Source organism: Agromyces humatus, assembly GCF_021228295.1.
Classification (GTDB): Bacteria; Actinomycetota; Actinomycetes; order Actinomycetales; family Microbacteriaceae; genus Agromyces; species Agromyces humatus.
On sequence record NZ_JAJQPD010000014.1, the window covers coordinates 70,592 to 92,219 of the forward strand.

The window sequence follows — 21,628 nt, forward strand, 5'->3', positions numbered from 1 at the left end:
CCCCGGCAATGCGCCCCCCGACACGCCGTGCAGGGGACTCTCGCAGCCTACGGTCGCGTTCCGGCCCTGCCAAGGGGTTCACGCGCATTGCTCGCCCGGTCGTTACCCGGGATTCATCGGAGCTGCTCACATGAGCACGAATGCCCGATCAGTCCGCGCGAATGCGCACCCGCGCACCCTGGCCACGGGTCAGAGCCGGACGACCTCGGTGACCCGCACGACGGCAGCGCCCTCGTCGGCCGAGGCATCGAGGTCGACCTCGGCGCGGATGCGCCAGTCGCGATCGCCCGCCGGGTCGTCGATCGTCTGCTCGACGCGCCAGACTCCGTTCGGGGCATCCGTCTCGTCGATCGCGACGAGCTGCGGCGACCGGGCCGCCGGCCCGACGCCGATCTCGTCGTGCTCGTCATAGTAGCGGTCGAGCGCGTCGGGCCAGTCGACATCGGGGTCGAGGTCGGCGAGCTCGTCGTCGCGCTGGAGCGCGGCGAGCTGCACCCGCCGGAAGAGCTCGTTGCGCACCAGCACCGTGAACGCGCGGCGATTGGTGACGACGCTCGGCGGGGCCGGCGGCACGACGGCGGCCTCATCCTCGGGCAGGTGCGACGCCGGGTCGATGAGTTCGGCCCACTCGTCGACGAGGCTCGAGTCGACCTGGCGCACGAGTTCGCCGAGCCACTCGATCAGGTCGAGCAGCTCCTCGTTCTTCGCCTCCTCGGGCACGGTCTGCCGCACCGCGCGGAACGCGTCCGACAGGTACCGCAGCACGAGCCCCTCGCTGCGCGCGAGTTGATAGAACGAGACGTATTCCCCGAATGACATGCTGCGCTCGAACATGTCGCGCACGACCGACTTGGGGCTGAGCTCGAAGTCGCGCACCCACGGCTGGCTCGACGCGAACGTCTCGAACGATTGCGCGAGCAGCTCGTCGAGGAGCTTCGGCCACGTGACTTCTTCGAGCAGCTCCATGCGCTGGTCGTACTCGATGCCCTCCTGCTTCATCGCGCCGACCGCCTCGCCGCGGGCCTTGTACTGCTGCTGCGAGAGGATCGGCCGGGGGTCGTCGAGCGTCGACTCGATGATCGACACGACGTCGAGTGAGTAGTGCCCCGTGCCGACGCCGGGCGTGCCCGGCGCCTCGTGAGGGTCGAGCAGTTCGATCGCGGCGAGCGCGAACGGCGACAACGGCTGGTTGAGGGCGAAGTTCGGCTGCAGGTCGACGGTCAGCCTGATCTCGGCGAGCGAATGAAGGGATGCCGCGGGCGGGCGCACTTCGACGACGCCCGCGTCACGCAGCGTGCGGAAGATGTCGAGGGCGCGCCGGGCGAGCTCGAACTGCCGGGCGCGCGGCTCGTGGTTGTCGAAGACGAGCGAACGGATGTCGCCGACGACGTCTCCCCCGCGCGCGATCACGTTGATGAGCATCGCCGCGGTGAGCTGCAGGTGCGGCGCGAGCGGTTCGGGCTGAGCCTCGACGAGCCGCTCGAACGACGCCGCACTCCAGTTCACGAACCCCGCCGGAGCCTTCTTGCGCACGACCTTCTTGAGCTTCTTCGGGTCGTCGCCGGCCTTGCGCACGGCGACCTCGTTCTCGATCTCGTGGTCTGGCGCGAGCACCACGACGGTGCCGGCCGTGTCGTAACCGGCTCGTCCGGCCCGCCCCGCGATCTGGTGGAACTCGCGGGCGCTGAGCTGGCGCATCCGCTGCCCGTCGTATTTCGACAACGCCGTGATGAGCACCGTGCGGATCGGGACGTTGATGCCGACCCCGAGTGTGTCGGTGCCGCAGATCACGCGCAGCAGGCCGCGCTGCGCGAGCGTCTCGACGAGCCGCCGGTATCGCGGCAGCATACCGGCGTGATGCACGCCGATGCCCGCGCGCACGAGGCGCGAGAGCGTCTTGCCGAACGCCGTGTTGAACCGGAACCCGCCGATCGCCTCGGCGATCTCATCACGCTGATCGCGGGTCACGACCCGGATCGACGACAGCGCCTGCGCGCGCTCCATCGCGGCCGCCTGCGAGAAGTGCACGATGTACACGGGCGCCTGTCTCGTCTCGAGCAGCTCTTCGACGGTCTCCTGCACCGGGGTCTTCGCATACGAGAAGTGCAGCGGCACCGGCCGCTCGACCCCCGTCACCTGCGCGGTGACGCGACCCGTGCGCCGCGTGAGGTCGGCGGCGATGTCCGTGACGTCGCCGAGCGTGGCCGACATGAGGATGAACTGGGCACGCGACAGGGTGATGAGCGGCACCTGCCACGCCCAGCCGCGGTCGGAGTCGCCGTAGAAGTGGAACTCGTCCATGACGACCTGGTCGACATCGGCGTCGGCGCCCTGGCGCAGCGCGAGGTTCGCGAGGATCTCGGCGGTGCAGCAGATGATCGGGGCGTCGGCGTTCACCGAGCTGTCGCCCGTGACCATCCCCACGTTCTGCGCGCCGAAGATCTCGACGAGCTGGAAGAACTTCTCGCTCACGAGCGCCTTGATGGGCGCCGTGTAGAACGAGCGGCCCCCTTGGGCGACGGATGCCGCGTGCGCGGCCACTGCCACGAGGGACTTGCCGGTGCCCGTGGGCGTCGAGAGGATCACGTTGGCGCCCGAGACGATCTCGATGACGGCCTCATCCTGCGCGGGGTAGAGCGTGAGCCCGCGATCACCCGACCACTCGACGAAGGCGTCGTACGTCGCGTCGGCGTCGAACGGGCGTGGAACGCGATCGAGCAGGGGCAGGGTCATCCGTCGAGTCTGCCGCACTGCGACGCGGTCGTTCGCATTCGCCCGCTCGCATTCGAAGGGGGAAGCCGGCCGGCAACGCGATTTCGGGTGCGTGGCGCCGGCCGGCTTCGCGACCGCCGCGATCCCGGTGACAGTTCCCCCTGCAGTCCGGGAGCGGCGATCGTGATCAACCGTAGGTTTCGGAGGCCGCCCCTGTGATCAGGGGCAGCACTGACATCTGATGCGGCCGGGCACTGTTCCGCTCGGAGGCTGCGAGCGCTAACGTTCGCTCAGATGTCACCTCGAGGAAGGCCCCCGCGATGCAGATCTCCAAGAAGGCCACGCCCGAAGCCATCGAGGTCGACGCGGCAACCGGGCGGCCCGTCCGGCCGTTCGATGTCGCACTGGTCGTCGTGCACGGCATGGGCGATGCCTACACGAGCCAGATCCTGCTCGAATGGGCGGAGCCCCTGCTCGGGCGGCTCGAGTGGCTCGCACGCGATCCCCTGATCGGCGGCGATCGCGAGGGATTCGGCGTCGTGATCAACGAGTCCACGCTCGCCGGCGCGACGCCCGTCGTCACTGCGACGGTGACCTTCCCGAAGCGCACCGGTGAGCAGGGTGCCAAGCGCACGCAGCCCGCGGGCGAGCCCGAGAAGGCGACACGGCGGATCGCGATCCTCGAAGCCCGATGGGAGGACGCGTTCGTCCCGCTCGATCGACGAGCCGTGTTCAAGTGGGCGGTGCGGTTCCTGTGGCGCGCGTTCCGGCGTATGCTGCGGCTGTTCGCGTACACGCTCGTGTTCCTCCCGTGGTACGTGCTGCTGCGCCATCGGAAGTCGCCGACGACGTCGCTGCTGCGCTTCCCGCTCGACCTGATCGTCGACGGAATCCGGCTGGTCGCGTCGACGCTGATGTTCGCCGTGATCTGGGTGTTCATCGTGGCACTCGGCCTCGTGCTCACGCCCATCCTGCCCCTGCTCAGTCCCCTGCTCCTCATCCCCGCCTTCGACAGGCTTGCGAGAGGCAGCCTCGATACGATCGTCGAGTCGATCGGCGATGTGACCGCCTGGCGCGAGAGGCCCGTGCGGGCGAGTGCCATGCGCATGGTCGTGCGCAATGCGCTGACGCACGCGAGCCGGCTCGTCAAGGACGACGTCGGCGAGGTGCACGTGCTCGCCCATTCGCAGGGTGCCGCGGTCGCGACGTACACACTGCTCGAGGAACTGGTGCCCGACGCGCTCAAGGTGCGGCGACTGACCACCGTCGGAGCCGCGGTCGTGCTGCTCGGCCAAGAGAAGTGGCCCGGGCGCAACACCCCGTACCGCCCGATCGAGAAGTGGGTGGCCCTGAACGCGAAGCTTCCCCCCAAGAAGCGTCTCGTCTGGCAGAACTACTGGGCCACCTGGGATCCCTTCTCGGCCGGCCCGATCGCCGACAGGCCCGAGGAACTGCAGCGGCGTTGGCGGGCGTCGTACTTCCCCGAGCTCGCCACGATTCCCGACGGCCCCGAAGAGCATGCCGTGCACAACACGAACCAACCCTTCCTCGACCACTCGTTGTACTACGACAACGTCACCGAGGTGATCGAGCCGACGGCGCTGAACCTGCTCGGCGACGACTACCCGCGCCAGCCCGAAGCGGTGGAATACGTCGAGACACGTCTCTCGGTGATCGCGAAGAAGTCGCTGGCCGCGAACTTCCTCGCGGCCGTCGTGATCGCCGCGATCGTGCCGGGGTTGCCGCCCGTCTCGGAGGCGTTCGCCTGGGTGCTCCGCACGATCTCGGTCGCGGTCGGCTGGGTGGTCGACCGGTTCAACGGTGATGCCCCCGCACCGGATTTCGAGCAGAACGTCGGGTGGTTGCGTCGCATCGATCCCGACACCGGCGTGGAGTCGCTCTCGACCCTGGGCTGGATCGTCGCCGCCGGACTGATTCTGGCCGTGCTGGTGTGGCTGAATCAGGTGCTGCACCGGGTGATCCTGCGTTCGCGCGTGTGGGAGCGTTGCCCGGCCGACGCACCGAGGTGGCTCGCCTGGACGATGATTCCGCGCTCGCTCTACGCGCTCGCCGCTGCCGCCGCGGTGTTCTTCGGCATCGCGCTGTGGCCTGATTGGACGGGTTGTACGGACGAACAGCGGGCGGGGTTCCTCTGGCTGACGGGTCTGGTGCTGCTGCTCCTCACCGCCATCGCCGTGTTCCAGCCGCGGTTCGCGCCGGCGCCGGTCGTCGTGCCCGGCACGATGCCGCCCGCGCCCCCCGAAGGCACGAGTACTGAGCCCGCCGCCGAGGACGAGGGCGTCGCGGCAGCGCCGCAGCAGTCGGCACCGTCGAAGGCGAGTCAGCTGCTCCCGACCGGTGTTCCGCCGAGGGCGCCAGTCGCCCCCACTACGTCTGCATCCACCGGGGTGGGTACGAACCTCGCGATGAACGCCGCCGTCGATGTTCCGACCAAGCGCGACGCGATGAGACTCGGTCGTGCGATGAAGAGCGCCGACTACAGAGCCGAGCGCGACGAGCGTCGCCGGGCGACCGGCAGGGCCTGATCCGAGTTATCGCTCGCGCCGCAAGCCGCCTCGGACGGTCGGCCGCAGCACAGACCGCGGGTCACCGCCCGTCACGATCTCGACGATCGCCTCGATGATCCGGAACGGAACGACGGCGAGCACCTGCAGCACGACGAGCGGCGACAGCACCGCGCCCGAGTAGTTGAGCAGCAGCATGAGCGGCGCGAGGCGCCACCACGGCAGGGCCGCGATCGCGGGCAGCACCGCGAGCACGAGCCATCCGATGTTCCAGAATGCGAGCACGGATGCCGCGACGACGACGATCGCACCCAGGATCGCCTGCACGAAGAAGACCGCGCCGGCGACGCCGGCGAGGGCGCGCTCGCGGTCGGCCGACACCCACGCCCACATCAGTGACGACCGCAGCAGCGGCACGCCCTGCTCGCGCAGTGCGGTGCGGAACACGCGGTCGACCTCGCGCCGCCGTGCGAGCTCGGCACGGCGGTCGGGCGACGTCGGGTCGTCGGCAGGCGCCGCGTACACGTCGTGCATCACGGCGGGTGCCGACTGGCGGCCGTAGCTCGCGATGAAGGCCCACACGAGCGTCGGCACGGAGGCGAGATCGGTCTCGACGCGCTGACCGGCGTGTTCGGGGACCGGGTAGCGGCGCCTCGAGACGGGGTCGACGTACACGAACGGCTCGCGCAACTCGAATCGGTACCCGTCGGCCGGCCGCTGGGCGAGGGCGAGCTCGTCGAGCGGGCGCTCGTCGTCGGTGAGGAACGGCATCTGGTCTCCTTGTCAGCCGAGCAGGAATGCGACGGTGAGCAGCACCGGCACCGCTCCGATCGTCGTGATGAACACGGTGTCACGGGCGACGATCTCGGCGGTCTCGTAACGCTGCGCGTAGTTGAACACGTTCTGCGCGGTCGGCAGGGCGGCGAGCACCGTGACGGCGTAGAGCGCGACGTCGTCGAGGCCGAACACGAAGCGCCCGATCGCCCAGGCTGCGAGCGGCATCGCGACGAGCTTCAGCACCGAGGCGAGCAGCACGTCGCGGCGCCCGGTACCGGCCTCGAGCAGTCGCTGCCCGTGCAACGACAGCCCGTATGCGATGAGCATGAGCGGCACGGCCGCGCTGCCGATGAGGCTGATCGGCTCGAGCACGATCGGCGGCAACTCGAGCCCGGTGACGGCCACGAGCACGCCGAGCAGCGAGCCCACGATGATCGGGTTCGTGATCGTCGAGCGCACGATCTGCCACGCGGATGTCGCACCGGTGACCTTCGCGCCGAGGATCGCGAGCGCGATCGGGGCGAACAGCAGCAGCTGCAGCAGCACGATCGGTGCCGAGTAGGCGGCGTCGCCGAGCATGTACACGGCGATCGGGATGCCGAAGTTGTTGGCGTTGACGTATCCCGAGCCGAGCGAGCCGACGACGGTGCGGGCGATGCCGCGTCGCCAGATGAGCAGTGAGACGAGCGCGAACACGAGCATCACGGCAACCGCCGCGATCGCCGAGACCGGCAGCAGCACCGAGAACAGGGTGCCGACATCGGCCCGGGCGAGCACCGAGAAGAGCAGGAACGGCGCCAGCACGCTGAAGTTGAGCCGTGCGAGCACCGGTCGCGCCTCGGGACCGAGCACGCCGGTGCGTCCGGCGACGTACCCGACGATCACCGCGAGCGCGATGACCGCGAAGCCCGTGAAGACCTCGATCATGCGCGCCCGCCACCCGTTCGGGTTGCGGGCGCGTCGCTCGGCGTCTCGGGGTGGATCATCGCCACCACGCTACCCGGGCGACACCTCCGCGACCTACGCTCGAAGGGCACGCCCGAGCCGAGCGAACGGGGAGACGATGACCGCAGCAGCTGAACAGGGTGAAGGCTTCGAGCACGGCGCGGGAGGGGCATCCGTTCCGCTCGACATCGTCGACGCGTGGTGGCGGGCCGCCAACTACCTCAGCGTCGGCCAGATCTACCTGATGCGCAACCCGCTGCTCGACGCGCCGCTCGAGCCCGACGACGTCAAGCCTCGCCTGCTCGGCCACTGGGGCACCTCGCCCGGCCTGAACCTCGTGTACGCGCACCTGAATCGCGCGATCGTCGAGCGCGGTACGCCGACGCTCTACGTGTGCGGGCCGGGGCACGGCGGGCCGGCCATGGTCGCGAACACCTGGCTCGACGGCACCTACTCCGAGCTGTTCCCGGCGATCACCGCCGATCGCGCCGGTATGGAGCGACTGTTCCGCCAGTTCTCGTTCCCCGGCGGCATCCCTTCGCATGCCGCGCCCGAGACGCCGGGGTCGATCAACGAGGGCGGCGAACTCGGCTACTCGCTGATGCACGCGTACGGGGCGGCACTCGACAGTCCCGGCCTGGTGGTCGCCTGCGTGATCGGCGACGGCGAGGCCGAGACCGGACCGCTCGCCGCGAGCTGGCGCGCACACACGTTCCTGAACCCCGTGACCGACGGCGCGGTGCTGCCGATCCTGCACCTGAACGGGTTCAAGATCGCGAACCCCACCCTGCTCGCGCGCATCCCCGAATCAGAGCTCGTCGAGTTCATGCGCGGCAACGGGTACGAACCGCTGCTCGTCACCGGCGGCTTCGACGGCGAAGACCACATGGCCGTGCACGCCCGCATGGCCGACGCGATCGACGTGGCCTACGACCGCATCGCCGACATTCGAGCGGATGCCGCGGCGGGGGCGTTCGCCGTGGAAGCGCCGCGCTGGCCGGCCATCGTGCTGCGCACGCCCAAGGGCTGGACCGGCCCGCGCGTCGTCGACGGGGTGCAGGTCGAGGGCACCTTCCACTCGCACCAGGTGCCGCTCTCCGAGGTGCGCGAGAACGCCGAGCATCTCGCGATGCTCGAGCAGTGGCTGCGGTCGTATCGACCCGACGAGCTCTTCGACGGTGAGGGACGACCGGTCGCGGCGCTCGACGCGCTGCGGCCCGCGGGCGACCTGAGGATGAGCGCGACGCCGGTGGCCAACGCCGGCATCGTTCGGGCGCTCGCGCTGCCCGACACCGCGCCGTTCGCGCTCGACGTGGACCCCGACGAGCGAGGCGCGACCGGGCTGGCGATGACGACGTTCGGCACCTGGTTCGCCGAGCTGATGCGCATGAACCCCGACGTGCGCCTGTTCGGCCCCGACGAGGTGCTCTCGAATCGGCTGGGCGCCGTGTTCGATGTGACCTCCCGGGCGTGGGCGGCCCGATTGCATCCGCTCGACGAGCACCTCGCCCGCTCGGGCCGTGTCATCGAGGCGCTCAGCGAGACCCTCATGCAGGGACTGCTCGAGGGCTACCTGCTCACTGGGCGGCACGGGCTGATCACGAGCTACGAGGCATTCATCCACATCGTCGACTCGATGTTCAACCAGCACGCGAAGTGGCTCGAGGAGGCGTCGGACGTGCCATGGCGCGGTGACGTGGCATCGCTCAACTACGTGCTCTCGTCGCACGTGTGGCGCCAGGACCACAACGGGTTCTCGCACCAGGACCCGGGTTTCCTCAACGTGGTCGTCAACAAGCAGGCCGAGATCGTGCGCGTGTACCTGCCGCCCGACGCGAACACCCTGCTCGCGGTCATGCGGCACGCCTTCGACACCCAGAACCGGGTGAACGTGGTGGTCGCGGGCAAACAGCCGCAGCCGCAGTGGCTGAGCGCCGACGAAGCCGACGCGCACGTCGAGGCCGGGCTCGGCGTGTGGGCGTGGGCGGGCAACGAGCCCGGATTCGATGGAGACGACCCCGGGGCATCCGTGCCCGACGTGGTGCTCGCCTGCGCCGGCGATGTGCCCACCATGGAGACGATCGCCGCCGCGCAGCTGCTGCGCGATCGCCTGCCCGAGCTCAGCGTGCGGGTGGTGAACGTGGTCGACCTGATGCGCATCCAGGATCCGTCGCACCATCCGCACGGCATGCGCGACCTCGAGTTCGACGCGGTCTTCACCCGGTCGTCACCCGTGATCTTCGCGTTCCACGGCTACGCGTCGCTGATCCACCAGCTCGCCTACCGGCGCACCAACCACGCCAACCTGCACGTTCGCGGGTTCATCGAGAAGGGCACCACGACCACGCCGTTCGACATGCTGCACCTGAACGACCTCGACCGGTACCGGCTGGCGCTCGACGTGCTGCGCCGGGTGCCCGGGCTCGCCGGGCGGCCGGGCGTCGCCGAGATCGCCGACGAGTGGCACGCCGACCGCGCGGCGGCGCGTGCGTACGCGTACGAGCACGGCGACGACCCGACGTCGATCACGGGCTGGCGGTTCCGCGCGGGCTGACCCGCGGCCTACCAGCGGCCGTGCACCTGCGTGCGGATCTCGCGGTCGTAGAGCTCGCGCACGACGTCGTCGAAGTCCTCGGGCAGTTCGATCGCGCCCGCGGCGGCGTTCGCCCGCGCCTGCTCGGGGTTGCGCGCGCCCGGGATCACCGTGCTCACGCCCGACTGCGTGGCGACCCACGCGAGCGCGACCTGCGCGGGCGTGCGCTCGGGCGCCGCCTCATGGGCGAGCTCGGTGAACTCCTGCGCCGCCCGCACGCCGGTGGCGTAGTCGACCCCCGAGAAGGTCTCACCGACGTCGAACGACTCGCCGTGCCGGTTGAAGCTGCGATGGTCGTTCTCGGCGAACTGCGTGTCGAGCGTGTACCGCCCCGAGAGCAGCCCGCTCGCGAGCGGTACCCGCGCGATGATGCCGACGCCCGCCGCACGCGCGGCGGGCAGCACCTCGTCGAGCGGCTTCAGCCGGAAGGCGTTGAGGATGATCTGCACCGTGGCCACGTTCGGCCGGGCGATGGCCGCGAGCGCCTCGTCGACCTGTTCGACGCTCACGCCGTAGTTCGCGATGGCTCCCTCATCGACGAGGGTGTCGAGCGCGTCGAACACCCGGTCGTCGCCGAACACCGAGGTCGGCGGGCAATGCAGCTGCACGAGGTCGAGCGTGTCGACGCCGAGGTTCGCGCGGGAGCGGTCGGTCCAGGCGCGGAAGTGCTCGAGGGAGTAGTTGGCGTGCTCTTGCGGCATGCGCCGACCCATCTTGGTGGCGACGGTGACACCCGAATCGGGATGTTCGCGAAGCCAGCGACCGATGAGCGATTCGCTGCGGCCGTCGCCGTAGACGTCGGCGGTGTCGAAGAGGGTGACGCCCGCCTCGCATGCGGCGTCGAGCACGGCGAGTGCGTCGCCCTCATCGACCTCGCCCCAGTCGGCGCCGAGCTGCCAGGTGCCGAGTCCGATGACTGATACGGTGCGGCCTGTTCGGCCGAGGGTGCGCGTCTGCATGATGCTGTTCACGATATCGGCACCGCCCGACCCCCGGGGCCGGCCGAGGCTCGGCCCGACCCGTCGGCGCGCGGCGGTCAGAGCTCCTGTTCGGCGCCGAACCGCTGCCGTGCCTCGACCGGAATGAGCGGGCGGTCGCCGCGAGCCTTGATCTGCTGCACGGCCCACGAGTTGCCGTCGGGGTCGGCGAACCCGAAGAAGGTGCCGCCGTCTCGCTCGTCGAACACGGTGATCTCGCTGCACTCGACTCCGCGCGAGGTGAGCTCGTCGCGCGCGGCCGCCGCATCGGATACCACGAGCTGGATGCCTTTCAGCGACCCTGGCGCCATCTCCTGCTGCGACGGCAGCGAGCCGATGACGATCGAGCACCCAGAGCCGCGCGGGGTGAGTTGCGCGAAGTGCATCTCGCCGGCGTGGGTGTCGTGGTCGAGGTCGAATCCGACTTGGTCACGATAGAACGCGATCGATCGGTCGAGGTCGCTCACCGGCACGATGACGACTTCAAGGGTCCAGTCCATGGGCTGCTCCGTTCTGGGTGGGTGGTTCAGTGAGGAAGCGCGGGCGGATGCCGCGAGCACGCGTCGAGTCGCGACATCCGCTCGCCCCTGATCAGTCGGTGACGAGCATCACGCGGCGACGAGCGCGTCGAGGCGTTCGTAGCCCTCGCGGATGCCGGTCTCCATGCCGCTCGCGACCATGCCGTCGCGCGACTCGACCGTGGGGTAGACCGAGTGGATGTGCAGCCGGGTGCGACCGTCGCCGAGGTCTTCGAACGTCATCGCCTCGATCGCGACGACGTCGGGGTAGCCCTCGAACTCGAACGTCTGGATGGCGAACTCGTTCTCGCGAACGGTGTGGAACGTGCCGCGGAACGCGAAGGACTCGCCGTCGGGGTTCGTGTGCACGTAGCGGTAGCCGCCCTGGGACACGAAGTCCCAGCGCTCGACGGTCATCTCGTAGCCGTTGGGCCCGAGCCACTGCGTGATGAGCTCGGGGTCGCGGTGGGCGTTGAACACGACCGCGACGGGGGCGTCGAGCTCGCGCTCGATGTCGATGAAGGGGAGCCCCTCGGGGGCGTTGATGGTGACGGGGTTCGTCATGATTCTGCGTCTTCCTGTGTGCCTGCTGGGGTGGTGCCCCCGGCCGATGGTGCGGCGCGGCGGCCTCGTTCGGTGGCGAGCAGCGCGTCGAGTGCCCGGAACTGCTGCTCGTGGATCAGCCGGTAGCGGTCGATCCACTCGGTGAGTGCTTCGAGTGCGGCGGCGTCGAGGTGCACCGGGCGACGCTGCGCGTCGCGGGTGCGCGTGACGAGGCCGGCCTGCTCGAGCACCTGGATGTGCTTCGAGACCGCCTGCTTGGTGATCTCGAACGGTTCGGCGAGCTCGTTGACCGTGGCCGGCCCGCGACTCAGGCGGGCGATGATGCGGCGGCGCACCGGGTCGGCCAGCGCCATGAAGGCGCGGTCGAGGCGGTCGTCGGCACTCGGATCCACGATCACACTCGCCTCCGATCGAACTTCGCGTTGATCAACGTATTACTTGATCAACCATTTGATTGATTACAAGATACGGGCGATGGATGACCCTGTCAAGGGTTCTTTCGAAGAGCGTGTGCTGTCCGCGAAAAGGGGTTGCTGTCGGGCCGCCCGAGCGGCCATCCGGTCTCGCGGTCAGGGTGGTGCCGGACGACGATGCCACGCTGCGCCGCTACGAGGACGAGCTCGCCGACGGCGGCACGACCTTGCAGCCGCTCGAGGTCACGCCCTGGGGCGACACGTTCGGCATGCTCGATGACCGCGACGGCACGACCTGGCTCGTGGCGGCGCCGGCCCCTCACGTTGCGGGGGTGCTTTCGCGCCAGATTTCGGGGATTCCTGCTCGAAATTGGCGCAGAAGCACCCCCGGAGCGGGGGAAGCGGGGGAAGGGAGTCGGGACTCAGTCGAAGAGCTCGGAGAGCCAGCTCTCCTTCTTCTTCTTGCGGTACTGGCCCTGGTCGCCGTAGCCGCGGTTGTACCCGCTGTCGTAGGGCTGCTGACCGTATGCCGGCTGCCCGTACTGGGGCTGCTGCGGCTGAGCGGGCGGCGGGGTCGGCGCGGCCGGCGCGGACTGCTGGGCGCCACCGAGCTCACGGCCCGCACGCTCGACGATCTTGTCGAGCTCGCCCCGGTCGAGCCACACGCCGCGGCACGTGGGGCAGTAGTCGATCTCGATTCCGCTGCGCTCGCTCATCACGAGCACGGTTCCATCAGTGGGGCACTGCATTCGGGGCTCCTCCTTCGGGGCCGACAGGGTCGATCGGCACGTCCGTCGAGCCTACGGAGCGAAGCTGTGCAGTTGCTCGGGTGCGCGGCGGATCCCGATAGGCGGCACTTCGGCGCCTCGAGATCTCGATAGGGCGCTGGCGCGCCCGCTCGATGCGACGCTCGACCGACGAACGAGAGCGAGCGGATGCCCCGGCACGCGCCTCACGAAGAGGCGGTGGCCGTGACATCCGCTCGTCGACCGGCGGCTTCGCCGCCGATCAGGTGGTGCGAGAACTAGCCGATGACGGTGATGTTCTCGGCCTGCAGGCCCTTGGGGCCCTTGGCGGTCTCGAATTCGACCTTCTGGTTCTCTTCGAGCGAGCGGTAGCCGCCCGATGCGATCGCGCTGAAGTGCGCGAAGACATCGGCGCTGCCGTCGTCGGGGGCGATGAAGCCGAAGCCCTTGTCGGCGTTGAACCACTTGACGGTTCCGGTAGCCATATTCTTTTCCTTCTGTAAAGCCGAGCCGCCGAAACGGCTGCGACGTGCACGACCTGAGGTCGTGCGGGGTTCCGCGGGCGACGTCCGCCTGCGGAAGTATGTGGGATCAGACCCGACGGAACTGGTTCACCATCGGGCAATCGAATGGGTCGCGTGCGGCGAGGCCGACGCGGTTGAGGTAGCGGATGACGATGCCGTACGACTGCATGATCGTCGTCTCGGTGTAGGGCACGTCGAGCGTGCGGGCGTACTCGCGCACGATCTCGCGCGCCTTCGCGAGGTGCGGGCGCGGCATGTTCGGGAAGAGGTGGTGCTCGACCTGGTAGTTGAGGCCGCCGAAGAGCGCGCTCGCCCACATGCCGCCCGAGACGTTGCGCGAGGTGAGCACCTGCTTCGAGAAGAAGTCGAGCTTCGCATCGGCCGGGATGATCGGCATGCCCTTGTGGTTCGGCGCGAACGAGGCGCCCATGTAGACGCCGAACACGGCGAGCTGCACGCCGATGAACGCGAACGCCATGCCGAGCGGCAGCATCCAGAAGATCGCGCCGAAGTAGACGGCGAATCGCGCGGCGATGAGGCCGAGCTCGATCCAGCGACCCTTGACGGGACCGCGGGCGAAGAGCGTGCCCATCGACCGGTAGTGCAGGTTCAGGCCCTCGAGCGTGAGCAGCGGGAAGAACAGGTAGCCCTGCTTGCGCGTGATCAGCGCCATGATTCCGCGCTGCTTCGCGGCATCGGCCTCGACGAACGAGATCGTGTCGAAGTCGATGTCGGGGTCCTTGCCGACCTTGTTCGGGTTCGCGTGGTGACGCGTGTGCTTCGTCATCCACCACGAGTAGCTGATGCCCACGACGCCTGCGGCGATCGCGCGGCCCATGCGGTCGTTGGCGGGGCCCGACTCGAGCACCTGCCGGTGCGAGGCCTCATGCGCCAGGAATGCGAACTGGGTGAAGATCAGCCCCAGTGCGCCCGCGATGAGGAGCTGGAACCAGGAGTCACCGAGCAGGATGAACCCCGCGATGGCTCCGCCGAGCGCGACCAGGAGGATGCCGATGAGCATCAGGTAGAACCAGCGCGTGCGGGCGAGCAGGCCCGACTCGCGGACGACCCGTGAGAGAGCGGTGTAACTGCGCGTGATGTCGGGAGAGCCGGTGCGGGGCTTCGTAGCCCGAATCGCACCGAGGGATTCGGTGTGAGAGATGTTTGCGTCCCAGCTGGTAATCGACTTCCCAGCCGTGTCACGCGGGTAACCACCCGCTGCAGATGTCTCGACACTACCCGGTCGGCATGGGAACGTGCTGGGAAATCTCGGCGTGGGTCATTCCGGTTCCACCCGTCGACACCGTTCACCCGAGGTTCACCCTTCGGCCACGCGGCATCCGCTCACCACGTTCCCGGCCCCGGCAATCTGACCGTGTGCGTCCGGACGCGGCGCACTGAACGTGATGGGAGCCCCTGATGACCATGACCCACGAACCGGCGCGCAGCGACGAGACGACCTCGTCGGCGCGCCCCGTCGCACGCCGCACCCTGCTGCCGTTGCTGCCCATGCAGGGGCACACCTCCGGCAAGCGCAGCGCCGTGACCTGCCACCTCAAGTGCGCCGACGCGTGCTTCCATCCGGTGCCGAACACCTCCGACAACGGGTACTTCCGCGACATCGTGAGCGCGAGCATGTCGCGGCGCACGGTGCTCGCCGGCGCGAGTGCCGCGGCGGCCGCGATCGTCATCGGCGGCGCCGTTGCCGGTGACGCCGCACCCGCCGCCGCGATCCCGGGTGGCAACGGCGGCAAGCTCGCCTTCGACCCGATCGCGCCGGTTCCCGCGAGCGTCGACGACGTCGTCGTGCCCGCCGGCTACCAGTGGCGGCCCATCATCCGGTGGGGCGACCCGATCTTCTCGGAGGACGACGCGTTCGACCCGCTGCACCAGACCGCCGAGAAGCAGGCCCGCCAGTTCGGGTACAACAACGACTACCTCGACATCATCGCCGAGCCGAACGGCAAGCGCGGAGTGCTCGTCGCGAACTTCGAGTACACCAACGAGTCGATCATGTTCCCGCCCGACTTCGACCCGGCCGAGCGCAGCCGCATCGCCATGGCGGCGCACGGCTTCGGCGTCGTCGAGGTGACGCGCTCGAAGAAGGGGCAGCCCTGGAGCTATGTCGTCGGCGCGCCGCGCAACCGGCGCATCACCCTCGACACCCCGTTCACCTTCACGGGCCCCGCCGCCGGCTCCGACCTGCTGAAGACCGTCGAGGACTCGACGGGGACCACGGTTCGCGGCACGCTCAACAACTGCGCCGGCGGCACGACGCCGTGGGGCACGATCCTCTCGGGCGAGGAGAACTTCAACGGGTACTTCCGCAACCCCGGCCAGACCCCGGCCGAGCAGCGCTACGGACTGAACGCCAACGGCGACGGACGCGGCTGGCGGGGCGTCGACCCCCGCTTCGACGGCGTCGCCAACCCCGGGTACCTCAACGAGCCGAACCGGTTCGGCTGGATCGTCGAGATCGACCCCGAGGACCCGACCTCGACGCCCGTCAAGCACACGGCGCTCGGCCGCTTCAAGCACGAGGGCGCGAACATCAGCATCTCGACGAGCGGGCACGCGGTCGCCTATCAGGGCGACGACGAGCGCTTCGACTACCTCTACAAGTTCGTCTCGAAGGACCGCTTCGACGGCTCGAACAGCCCCGCGGCACGAGCCCACAACAAGACGCTGCTCACCGCGGGCACCCTCTACGTCGCGCAGTTCTCGGGCGACTCCCCCGCCGGCGAGATCGACGGAACGGGAACCGTGCCGTCGGACGGCCAGTTCGACGGCACCGGTCGGTGGGTGCCGCTCGTCATCGACGGCGTGAGCCAGGTGCCCGGGTTCTCGGCCGCCGAGGTGCTCGTCAACACTCGCCTGGCGGCGGACGCCGTCGGTGCGACCAAGCTCGACCGCCCCGAAGACGTCGAGCCGAACCCCCGCACCGGGCGCGTCTACGTCGCATGCACCAACAACACCGACCGCGGCGTTCCGGGTCGCAAGGAGGGCGCGACCGAGGTCAACCCGCGCAACCGCAACCGCGACGGCCACATCATCGAGCTCACCGAGAACGGCAACGACGCGGCCGCGACGACGTTCGGCTGGAGCATCCTCATCCTGGCCGGCGACCCCGCCACCAACCCGTCGACCTACTTCGCCGGGTACCCGGCCGACAAGGTCTCGCCGATCTCGTGCCCCGACAACGTGGCGTTCGACTCCAAGGGCAACCTCTGGATCTCGACCGACGGCCAGCCGGGCACGATCGGTCTGTGCGACGGGCTCTTCAAGGTGCCGCTCGAAGGCGCCGAGCGCGGACGCGTGCAGCAGTTCCTGTCGGTGCCGCGCGACGGCGAGACCTGCGGTCCCCTCATCCACGACCAGGACGGGTCGGTCTTCGTCGCGGTGCAGCACCCGGGTGAGGACGGCTCGTGGGCGGCGCAGCGGTCGTTCTTCCCCGACTACGTGACGCCCGGCGCCGTCGCCGACGGCAACTGGGGCGGCCCTCGCCCGTCGGTCGTGCAGGTCTGGAAGCCGTAGACCGAGCCCGAGATCACCCGGGTTACGACGAACGCCCCCGCAGCTTGCGCTGCGGGGGCGTTCGCGTGGTGCCTGTGCCGGCTCAGAGCCCGCGGATGTTCTCGGCCTGCAGACCCTTCGGGCCCTGTGCGACCTCGAACTCGACCTTCTGGCCCTCTTCGAGCGAACGGTAGCCGTTGCCCGTGATGGCGCTGAAGTGCGCGAAGACGTCGGCGCTGCCGTCGTCGGGAGCGATGAAGCCGAAGCCCTTTTCGGCGTTGAACCACTTGACGGTTCCAGTTGCCATACTGCTGTCCTTCTTATTCAGATGGGCCGCTGATGCGGACCCGATGCGACCGACGGTCGATCGCTGCCCCGGCGACACTGTGTCGTCGAAGCGGGGGCGAGGGGCGGGGTTGCGCTCAGGCATCCGCCTTACTCGTATCGGGTCATGCCACGCGGATCGGTCCGCCTCCGGGCAATCAGATGGAGGCCGGGCAAGTGCCCGCTTGATGGAGGAATCAGTGATAGTACCCTATCGGGTTACGCTCAGGTTCACACCGGCTGCGACCCGATTGTGACATTCTGCCGCGCTCGTCGCGTCGGAGTGACGTTGCTCCCGGGATACGGACCGCCTGTGGATAACAGCTGTTTCATAGTGTCGTGGGGGCACAATGGGGGGATGGATCGCCGCCCCCTCGGTCTCGTCGCTGCCGCATACGCGGCCGTCGTGCTGTGGGTCACCGTCGGTCCGGCGCCATGGCGCACCGCCACCCACCAGATCGAGGCCGGCATCCTGAACCCCGGCGCGTGGACCTCGCCCATCACGTGGACCACCGGGTACCTCTCCGAGATGGTGTTCAACATCGCCATCTTCGTGCCGGTCGGCGTGCTCGCGGCGCTGCTCATCCGCCGTCGCCGTTGGCCGCTCGCGCTGCTCGCCGGTCTCGCCTTCACGACGATCATCGAGCTCTCGCAGCTGCTCGCTCCCGACCGCGTCTCCGACCCGCGCGACCTCGTCATGAACACCGCCGGCTCGGTCGTCGGCGTGTTCCTCGTGCTCGTCGCACGCATGGTTCACCGTGCGGGCGCGGTCGCGGCATCCGAGATTCGGGTGCCCGGTGAGTCGCTCGCCGACTCGGCGAGCATCGAGCCCGTCCATCCGCGCGAACTCATCGGCGCCGGCGCGGGAGGGCGCTCAGGCACCGGCAGCGCTGCCGATCGCGCCGCGTAGCCGGCCGCCAGTACAGTAAGTCGGGTGACTTCGCCCGCCCCACTCGCCCCAGCACCCTCGCGGGCATCGTGGGTTCGGCTCGCCCTCATCGGCGCTGTGGGCGGGCTGCTCTCGGGAGCGTTCGGCGTCGGCGGCGGCATCCTCATGGTGCCCCTGCTCATCACGTTCGCCCACATGGACCAGCGCCGCGCCTCCACGACATCGCTCGCGGCGATCGTGCCCACCGCGGTCGTCGGCGCGATCACCTTCTTCGTGAACGGCGAGGTCGACGTGATCGCGGCCGTGTTCGTGGCCGCGGGCGGCATCGTCGGCGGATGGCTCGGGGCGAGGCTCCTCAAGCGCATCCCGCTCACGTGGTTGCGGTGGATGTTCATCGCCCTGCTCGTCATCGTGGCGGCGCGCATGCTGTTCTTCGTGCCCGAGCGCGGCGCGGACCTCGTCGAACTCGACGCGCTCACGATCGTGGCCATGGTCGTGCTCGGCATCGTGATCGGCGTCGCCGCGGGCCTTTTCGGCATCGGCGGCGGCATCATCATGGTGCCGGCCTTCATCATCCTGCTCGGCATGAGCGACCTCGTCGCGAAAGGCACGTCGCTCGCGGTGATGATCCCCACTGCGATCAGCGGCACGGTCACCAACGCACGCGGCGGCGTCGTCGACCTGCGCGCCGGCATCATCACCGGCGCGGCGGCGGCGGTCGCCTCCTTCGGCGGGGTGGCGATCGCGCACGTGCTCTCGCCCGAGTGGTCGACGTGGCTGTTCTCGGCGCTCATCGTGATCGCCACGGTGCAACTGGCGGTGCGCGCCATCCGCGCGCAACGAAGAGAGAGGAACGAGCGTGGCCGCTGACTCACACCCCGCCGGCTGGTACGACGACGAGGCCGACGCCGACGCCATCCGGTACTGGGACGGCAGCTCCTGGACTCCCCACACGGCTCCGAAGTCGACGGATGCCGCGGCCCCGAGCAGCTCGCAGTCACCGGCGCCTGCGGCGGCCGCACTCACGGTGGCCGCGCCGACGCCGGCCGTGCCTGCCGTCGCACCCGCTCCGGTTGCGTCGCCTCCCGTCGACGATTCGATCGACGAGCTGACATCGGTACGCACGCCGCACACGACCTCGGCAGGCGACCTCAACGAGCACACCACGGTGCCGCTGCCTCCCGAGAGCGGCGGGCCCGCGACATCCGCGCCGCAGTTCACGTACGACACGTACGGCAATGCGGGGCGCACGTTCCTCGCGACCTGGCTGTTCGCGCTGCTGCTCGGATACTGGGGCGTCGACCGGTTCTACCTCGGCAAGATCGGCACCGGGGTCCTGAAGCTCATCACCCTCGGCGGGCTCGGCGTGTGGGTGCTCGTCGACCTGCTGCTCGTGCTCACCGGTGCACAGCGCGACGCGCAGGGACGCGCGCTCGAGGGCTACGCCGAGCACTCGCGCATCGCCTGGATCGTGACCGGCGGCGTCGTCGCACTCGGACTCCTGTCGGGGCTCATCTCGGGCATCGTCGGCGTCTCGGGCATCGTCGGTGCGCTTGCGCGATAGGTTTCGAGACGGCGCTGCGCGCCTCCTCAACCCGCAGGTGGACGGCGCTGCGCGCCTCCTCAACCCGCAGGTGGAAGGCGCTGCGCGCCTCCTCAACCCGCAGCGGTTCAGCGAGCAGGAGCGCGGAGCGTCTCGGCCTTGGCGGCGAGGTAGCGCTGCTCAGGCCCGTTGAGGGTGCGCCTGGCCGCCTCGCTGAAGGCGAGCGATGCGGCATCCGTCGCCCCGCTGCGCTCGAGCAGGTGGGCGCGCACCGCCCACGTGCGGTGGTGCTCGGCGAGCGACGTGCCGCGCGTGCCCTCGTCGGCCGATTCGGCGCGTTCGAGCGCTGCGAGTCCGGCCGCCGGCCCCTCGACCATGGCGAGTGCGACGACCCGACCGAGCGTCACCATGGGCCCGGGCGCGAGACGCTCGAGCAGGTCGTAGAGGCCGAGGATCTCGACCCAGTCGGTCGCAGCGGTCGAGGCGGCCTCGTCGTGGACGGCGGCGATCGCCGCCTGCAGCTGGTACGGGCCGATCGGGGCACGGTCGAGCGTCTCGGTGACGATCGCGACGCCCTCGGCGATCATGGCACCGTCCCACCTGCCGCGATCCTGCTCATCGAGCGGCACGAGCGCGCCCGCGTCATCGGTGCGGGCGGCGCGTCGGGCCTCGGTGAGCAGCATGAGGGCGAGCAGGCCGGATGTCTCTCCCGACGCATCGTTCGCGGCGTCGTGCAGCTGCCGGGTGAGGCGAATGGCCTCCGCAGAGAGGTCGACGCGCGCGAGCGCATCGCCCGAGCTGGCGGTGTGTCCTTCAGTGAAGATCAGGTAGAGCACCTGGCGGAGCGCCGCGAGGCGCTCGTCGAGTTCGCCGGGCCGGGGCATCCGGAACTGCTCGCCGCTCGTCCTGATGCGCGCCTTCGCCCGCGAGATGCGCTGCGCGATCGTGGTCTCGGGAAGCAGCAGCGCGCGACCGATCTCGGCGGTCGTGAGGCCTCCGACGGCACGCAGGGTCAGTGCCACCTGTGCCGGGCGGCCCAGCGCCGGGTGACAGCAGAGCAGGAACAGCGTGAGCGTGTCATCGACCGCCGGCACCGGCGCGGGCGGGGGCTCGAGGTCGACGGCGTGCGCTTCGCGGCGCCGCCGTGCGACATCCGCTCGCACCGCATCGATGTAGCGGCGCGACGCCACCCGCACGAGCCAGGCACGCGGACTGTCGGGCACGCCCTCGTGCGGCCACTGCGCCGCGGCGGCGATGAGCGCCTCCTGCATGGCGTCCTCGCACGCCTCGAAGTCGCCATAGCGCCGAACGAGCACCGCGAGCGCCGACGACGCGGCGTCACGCAGTGCCCGAACGGCGGTGGCGGGGGTGCCGGGCGGGCCGGGCGGGCCGGGCAGGCCAGGCGGGCCGGGCATCGTCAGACGTCGGCGCCCGAGGTCATCTCGAGCACGGGACGCACCTCGATGAGTCCGAACTCGGCCTCGGGGAATCGGCCGGCGATCTCGATGGCACGTGCCTCGGTCTCGCAGTCGACGAGGTAGAAGCCGGCGAGCAACTCCTTCGTCTCGGCGAACGGGCCGTCGCTCGCGACCGTGCCGGCGTCTTCGCTCACGGTCACGCGCTTGGCGAGCGAGATGTCGGCGAGCGCCTCGTCGGCGAGCAGCTCACCGGTCGAGCGGAGCTCGTCGCTGATGCCCTGGTAGTAGGCGTAGCCCTCGGCCTGCTGCTCGGCGCTGAAGCTCTCCCACATCGCACGAGAGGCGGGGTTGCTGTAGATCTGGATCAGGTACTTCATCGCAATCGCTCCTTCGATCTGGGAGGCGGAACCGCGCTCCCATCAGTATGTCGAGGCTGCGATCGGATTCTCGACGGTCTCGCCGAGATCGTTCCCGCCCGGCCGAGCTCGTCGATTGGTTGAAGCCGGCTTTTCGGCACTTCGGCACTTCGGCCCCTCGTCCTCCCGCTTGGGCACTCGGGCACTCGGGCACTCGGGCACTCGGGCACTCGGGCACTCGGGCACTCGGGCACTCGGGCACTCGGGCACTCGGGCACTCGGGCACTCGGG

General features: G+C 69.6%; 19 protein-coding genes. 6 read left to right on the top strand and 13 right to left on the bottom strand.

What is annotated here, in order from left to right; genetic code table 11:
- Positions 1–189 precede the first annotated feature (189 nt).
- Complete coding sequence (locus tag LSF15_RS18395) at positions 190–2,733, bottom strand: DEAD/DEAH box helicase (RefSeq protein WP_232500026.1); 2,544 nt, start codon at positions 2,731–2,733, stop codon at positions 190–192.
- A 299-nt stretch (positions 2,734–3,032) separates the two neighbouring features.
- Here LSF15_RS18395 and LSF15_RS18400 point away from each other — a divergent pair, with 299 nt between their 5' ends.
- Positions 3,033–5,258, top strand: coding sequence for a hypothetical protein (locus LSF15_RS18400; RefSeq protein ID WP_232500027.1), 2,226 nt, complete (start codon positions 3,033–3,035; stop codon positions 5,256–5,258).
- A 6-nt stretch (positions 5,259–5,264) separates the two neighbouring features.
- Here LSF15_RS18400 and LSF15_RS18405 read toward each other — a convergent pair whose 3' ends face one another.
- Positions 5,265–6,008: a DUF1353 domain-containing protein gene (locus LSF15_RS18405; RefSeq protein WP_232500028.1), complete on the bottom strand. Its 744-nt coding sequence runs from the start codon at positions 6,006–6,008 to the stop codon at positions 5,265–5,267.
- Between the two features lie 12 nt (positions 6,009–6,020).
- Positions 6,021–6,941: an AEC family transporter gene (locus LSF15_RS18410; protein WP_232500029.1), complete on the bottom strand. Its 921-nt coding sequence runs from the start codon at positions 6,939–6,941 to the stop codon at positions 6,021–6,023.
- A 136-nt stretch (positions 6,942–7,077) separates the two neighbouring features.
- Between LSF15_RS18410 and LSF15_RS18415 the strand changes: the two genes are divergently transcribed.
- On the top strand, positions 7,078–9,513 hold the full coding sequence (locus tag LSF15_RS18415; protein ID WP_232500030.1) for a phosphoketolase family protein: 2,436 nt from the start codon (positions 7,078–7,080) through the stop codon (positions 9,511–9,513).
- 8 nt (positions 9,514–9,521) lie between these two features.
- Here the strand turns inward: LSF15_RS18415 and LSF15_RS18420 are convergent, their stop codons facing one another.
- From LSF15_RS18420 to LSF15_RS18450, 7 genes are all read right to left on the bottom strand, one after another.
- Positions 9,522–10,511: an aldo/keto reductase gene (locus tag LSF15_RS18420; protein ID WP_232500031.1), complete on the bottom strand. Its 990-nt coding sequence runs from the start codon at positions 10,509–10,511 to the stop codon at positions 9,522–9,524.
- Between the two features lie 77 nt (positions 10,512–10,588).
- Positions 10,589–11,029 (bottom strand): VOC family protein, encoded by a 441-nt coding sequence (locus tag LSF15_RS18425; protein WP_232500032.1) that lies wholly within the window; start codon positions 11,027–11,029, stop codon positions 10,589–10,591.
- A gap of 108 nt (positions 11,030–11,137) precedes the next feature.
- Entirely contained in the window at positions 11,138–11,611 is a 474-nt protein-coding gene (locus LSF15_RS18430; protein ID WP_232500033.1) for an SRPBCC family protein, read from the bottom strand.
- Positions 11,608–11,964 (bottom strand): ArsR/SmtB family transcription factor, encoded by a 357-nt coding sequence (locus LSF15_RS18435; RefSeq protein ID WP_232500042.1) that lies wholly within the window; start codon positions 11,962–11,964, stop codon positions 11,608–11,610. The genes LSF15_RS18430 and LSF15_RS18435 overlap by 4 nt, the downstream gene beginning before the upstream one ends.
- A 482-nt stretch (positions 11,965–12,446) precedes the next feature.
- Positions 12,447–12,773 carry a TFIIB-type zinc ribbon-containing protein gene (locus tag LSF15_RS18440; protein WP_232500034.1) on the bottom strand — a complete coding sequence of 109 codons (327 nt, stop codon included), beginning with the start codon at positions 12,771–12,773 and terminating at the stop codon, positions 12,447–12,449.
- A 275-nt stretch (positions 12,774–13,048) separates the two neighbouring features.
- Positions 13,049–13,255, bottom strand: coding sequence for a cold-shock protein (locus LSF15_RS18445; protein ID WP_232500035.1), 207 nt, complete (start codon positions 13,253–13,255; stop codon positions 13,049–13,051).
- 106 nt (positions 13,256–13,361) lie between these two features.
- The gene (locus tag LSF15_RS18450) at positions 13,362–14,429 is read right to left on the bottom strand and encodes a fatty acid desaturase family protein (RefSeq protein ID WP_372460062.1); all 1,068 of its coding nucleotides are present in this window, start codon (positions 14,427–14,429) and stop codon (positions 13,362–13,364) included.
- 374 nt (positions 14,430–14,803) lie between these two features.
- Between LSF15_RS18450 and LSF15_RS18455 the strand changes: the two genes are divergently transcribed.
- Positions 14,804–16,828, top strand: a complete 2,025-nt coding sequence (locus tag LSF15_RS18455; protein ID WP_372460063.1) for a PhoX family protein — start codon at positions 14,804–14,806, stop codon at positions 16,826–16,828.
- An 82-nt stretch (positions 16,829–16,910) separates the two neighbouring features.
- On the opposite strand, the gene LSF15_RS18460 is transcribed toward LSF15_RS18455, so the two are convergent.
- Positions 16,911–17,114: a cold-shock protein gene (locus tag LSF15_RS18460; RefSeq protein WP_129520071.1), complete on the bottom strand. Its 204-nt coding sequence runs from the start codon at positions 17,112–17,114 to the stop codon at positions 16,911–16,913.
- Positions 17,115–17,489: 375 nt separating this feature from the next.
- Here LSF15_RS18460 and LSF15_RS18465 point away from each other — a divergent pair, with 375 nt between their 5' ends.
- Genes LSF15_RS18465 through LSF15_RS19135 form a run of 3 tightly spaced genes read left to right on the top strand, consistent with a single transcriptional unit; the run spans position 17,490 to position 19,584 of the window.
- Positions 17,490–18,041, top strand: a complete 552-nt coding sequence (locus LSF15_RS18465) for a VanZ family protein (RefSeq protein ID WP_232500036.1) — start codon at positions 17,490–17,492, stop codon at positions 18,039–18,041.
- Between the two features lie 24 nt (positions 18,042–18,065).
- On the top strand, positions 18,066–18,890 hold the full coding sequence (locus tag LSF15_RS19130) for a sulfite exporter TauE/SafE family protein (protein ID WP_232500037.1): 825 nt from the start codon (positions 18,066–18,068) through the stop codon (positions 18,888–18,890).
- Entirely contained in the window at positions 18,880–19,584 is a 705-nt protein-coding gene (locus LSF15_RS19135; protein WP_232500038.1) for an NINE protein, read from the top strand. Before LSF15_RS19130 ends, LSF15_RS19135 begins: the two co-directional genes overlap by 11 nt.
- 107 nt (positions 19,585–19,691) lie before the next feature.
- Here the strand turns inward: LSF15_RS19135 and LSF15_RS18480 are convergent, their stop codons facing one another.
- Complete coding sequence (locus tag LSF15_RS18480; RefSeq protein WP_232500039.1) at positions 19,692–20,978, bottom strand: RNA polymerase sigma factor; 1,287 nt, start codon at positions 20,976–20,978, stop codon at positions 19,692–19,694.
- 2 nt (positions 20,979–20,980) lie between these two features.
- Positions 20,981–21,358 (bottom strand): YciI family protein, encoded by a 378-nt coding sequence (locus LSF15_RS18485; RefSeq protein ID WP_232500040.1) that lies wholly within the window; start codon positions 21,356–21,358, stop codon positions 20,981–20,983.
- Positions 21,359–21,628: the final 270 nt, after the last annotated feature.